Annotated in this window: 3 protein-coding genes; 1 reads left to right on the top strand and 2 read right to left on the bottom strand. The window is 68.7% G+C overall.

From position 1 onward, the window contains the following. Window positions 1-266: 266 nt before the first annotated feature. Together JF66_RS17075 and JF66_RS17070 are read right to left on the bottom strand one after the other, a co-directional pair. The gene (locus JF66_RS17075; RefSeq protein ID WP_231556483.1) at window positions 267-1,646 is read right to left on the bottom strand and encodes an ATP-binding protein; all 1,380 of its coding nucleotides are present in this window, start codon (window positions 1,644-1,646) and stop codon (window positions 267-269) included. Between the two features lie 11 nt (window positions 1,647-1,657). Then, on the bottom strand, window positions 1,658-2,362 hold the full coding sequence (locus JF66_RS17070) for a response regulator transcription factor (RefSeq protein WP_035879890.1): 705 nt from the start codon (window positions 2,360-2,362) through the stop codon (window positions 1,658-1,660). A 123-nt stretch (window positions 2,363-2,485) separates the two neighbouring features. On the opposite strand from JF66_RS17070, the gene JF66_RS17065 reads away from it, so the two are divergent. Then, window positions 2,486-2,764 (top strand): hypothetical protein, encoded by a 279-nt coding sequence (locus JF66_RS17065; protein ID WP_035879889.1) that lies wholly within the window; start codon window positions 2,486-2,488, stop codon window positions 2,762-2,764. The last annotated feature ends 162 nt before the right edge of the window (window positions 2,765-2,926 follow it).

Below are 2,926 nucleotides of genomic sequence, written 5' to 3'. Positions count from 1 at the left end.
GTCGGCCCCAGCCATCCTCGAGGTCCCGCTCGCCCGCTGAGCCCGCTCGCCCCCCCCCCCCGTTGGTCGAGGCGCGACGAAGGAGCGATCGAGGCCTCGTGAGCCGACAGTCCAACGTCCCCCCCCCGTTGGTCGAGGCGCGACGAAGGAGCGATCGAGGCCTCGTGAGCCGACAGTCCAACGTCCCCACCCCGCCACCCTCCGGAACCGTTAGCGCCACACTGGGCGCTGCGGCTGCGGCTGCGGCTGCGGCTGCGGCTGCGGCTTCAGGGCGCGGCGTCGAATGTGACCGACGCGTCGACGCCCGACCCGGTCCGCGGTGTCAGCGAGGCCGTTCCCCGGCTGGACCTCGCGAGCTGGGCCACGATCGCCAGCCCGAGTCCGCTGCCGGTATGGTCGGACCCGGCCCGCCAGAAGCGGTCGAAGGCGCGCACGCATTCCTCCGACGACAACCCGGGACCTTCATCGAGCACGTGCAGGGCGGTGGGTGTCCCCGGCCCGGGAACAACGACGCGCACGATGATCGTGCCGCCCGGCGGGCTCACGGAGAGCGCGTTATCCACGTAATTGTCGAGGATCTGCTCCGGGGCCAACGCCGTCGCCCGAACGGATGCCGCGGCCGGGCCCTCGTAGACAATCGTCACGTCCGACTCCTGCGCGAGCGGCTGCCACTGTTCCACGCGTTCCCGCGCGATCGCGGCGAGGTCGAGCACCTCCAGCGGCGCGGAACTCGCCTCGGTACGGCTGAGGAGCAGGAGTCCCTCCACGATGTTGCCGAGACGGTCCACCTCGCCCTCGGCGGCGGCGAGGCGCTCGGTCGCGGCGGCCGGGTCGGTGTCGAGCAGATCGCGCGCGCGCTCCAGCCGCAGGCGCAGGGCGGTGAGCGGGGTGCGCAACTGGTGTGAGGCATCCGCCGCGAAGGTGCGCTGCTGCTGGATGAGCGTATTGAGTCGCTCGGCCATGAGATTGAACGACATCGAGAGCGAGCGGAGCTCCGGTGCGCCGGAGGTCTCGTCGGCGCGGGCAGCGAGATCGCCCTCGGCGAGGCGTTCCGTCGCCCCCTGCAACAGCTTGAGCTGCCGAGTGACGCGGCCGGAAAAGATGAGGCCCACGAGTCCCGCCACGAGTACGGTCGTGAGCGCGACGAGACCGAGCAGGCGGATTTGGCGGTTGACGGCATCCGTCACCACCTGGCTGGGATAGGTGAGGCGCACGGCACCCAGCACTCGGGCGCCGCTGAACACCGGAACCGTCACATACAGAAGCTCGGTTTTGAGGGTGTCCGAGTAGCGCTTTCCCGAGGTGACGCGACCGGTGAGGGCCTCGGCGATCTCGGGCCGTGACGCGTATGAGGTGCCGAGGCTGGACTCGTCGTCGTCGCTCGTGACGATCGCCGTGCCGGAAGCATCGACGATCACCACGCGGGCACCGCCGGCATCGCGATACGTGCGCGCCAGTGCCCCGAGCGTCGACTCATGCGCGGCGGTCGGGTTCTCGAGTGACTCCTCGCTGCGTCCGGCGAGCACGAAGGCATCGCGCTCGAGGGCCGTGACGATGCGGTCGTTCTCCACGGTGCGCAGGTAGGAACTCAGCGGAATGTCCTGCACGAGCAGCATCAGCAGGGTGACACCGATGAAGGCTGCCATGAGCCGCCATCTCATGCGGGCGCTGCCGGCAGCGAGGGAACCGCGAAGCGAAAGCCCACGCCGCGAACCGATTCGATCCAGGCGGGGTTGCCGAGCTTCTTGCGGATGGCGGCGATGTGCGCGTCCAGAGTCTTCGTGGTTCCGTACCAGTTGGTGTCCCACACATCATGCAGAATATCGCCGCGGCGGAACACCGCGCCCGGGTCCTCCGAGAGGTAGACGAGCAGGTCGAATTCCTTGGGTGTGAGGTACACGACGGTGCCGCCCAGTGTAACGCGCTGCGCCCGGGTGTCGATCACCAGATCGCCGAGCGTGCGCTCCGCGGCATCCGTCTCAGGGTCACTGTCGGCGTCGGCGGGCGCGAAACGCCGCGAAACCGCCCGGATGCGCGCCACCAGTTCACGCATGCCGAACGGCTTGACGACATAGTCGTCAGCGCCGATCTCGAGGGAGATCACGCGGTCGATCTCGTCGTCGCGGGCGCTGACCACGATGATCGGTGTTTGGCTGGTCACGCGGATGGCGCGGCACACATCGGTGCCGTCCATGTCGGGCAGTCCGAGGTCGAGCAGAACGAGGTCGGGCTGGTAATCAGCCATGGCTGCGAGGGCGGCCGCGCCCGTGGCGACGCGGCGGCAATCGATGTTGGCATACGTCAGGCCGTCAATGATTCCGTCGGCGACCGACGTGTCGTCTTCGACCAGGAGAACTCGCATGAGTCAATCATGCCGCCGTCACGGGAATATCGGGGGAGGGGCAGGGGGCAGGGACGGCGTTCTTGGACAAGTCTTGGATGTTCCCGGGGTGGTTGTAGAGGAACGCCTCCGTAGGCTCAAAGCATGAAGTCGAAAACGGTCACGATCCTCTCCATCGTCGGGGTGCTTGTCATTGCCACGGGCGCCATGGCCGTGAACGCCGACACGCTCTCGTCGATCGGCCCCGGCACGATCGGCCGCGCCACAGAGGTGCTCGTGCCGGTCGCCACGGATGCCCCGGCATCCGCCGTGCCGGCCCCGAGCGATTCCAGCACACCCACCAGCACACCGGCCGTGACCCCCGCGTCGAGTGACGACCACGATTCCGAGTCCGAGCACCAGGAAAGCAGTGATGATGACTAAGACCGTTCACCCGGCGCGCGGCGCCCGAATCGTCACCGGTGCCGCCTCGGCACTCACTCTCGTGGCGATGGTCGCCGGGTTCCAGATTTCGGCCACGGTGGCGCAGCCGCAGGCCGCTGCCCCGGCTGCTGCCGCGTCCTCGGCCCAGACGCTGGCCGCACC

This window comes from Cryobacterium sp. MLB-32 (assembly GCF_000738085.1).
Taxonomy (GTDB): Bacteria; Actinomycetota; Actinomycetes; order Actinomycetales; family Microbacteriaceae; genus Cryobacterium.
This window is presented reverse-complemented; position numbering and strand designations above follow the sequence as displayed.

Bases quoted from the DNA above. Each gene is read 5' to 3' on its own strand.
- JF66_RS17075 (WP_231556483.1), bottom strand. From the start codon at position 1,646: ATGGCAGCCTTCATCGGTGTCACCCTGCTGATGCTGCTCGTGCAGGAC.
- JF66_RS17070 (WP_035879890.1), bottom strand. From the start codon at position 2,362: ATGCGAGTTCTCCTGGTCGAAGACGACACGTCGGTCGCCGACGGAATC.
- JF66_RS17065 (WP_035879889.1), top strand. From the start codon at position 2,486: ATGAAGTCGAAAACGGTCACGATCCTCTCCATCGTCGGGGTGCTTGTC.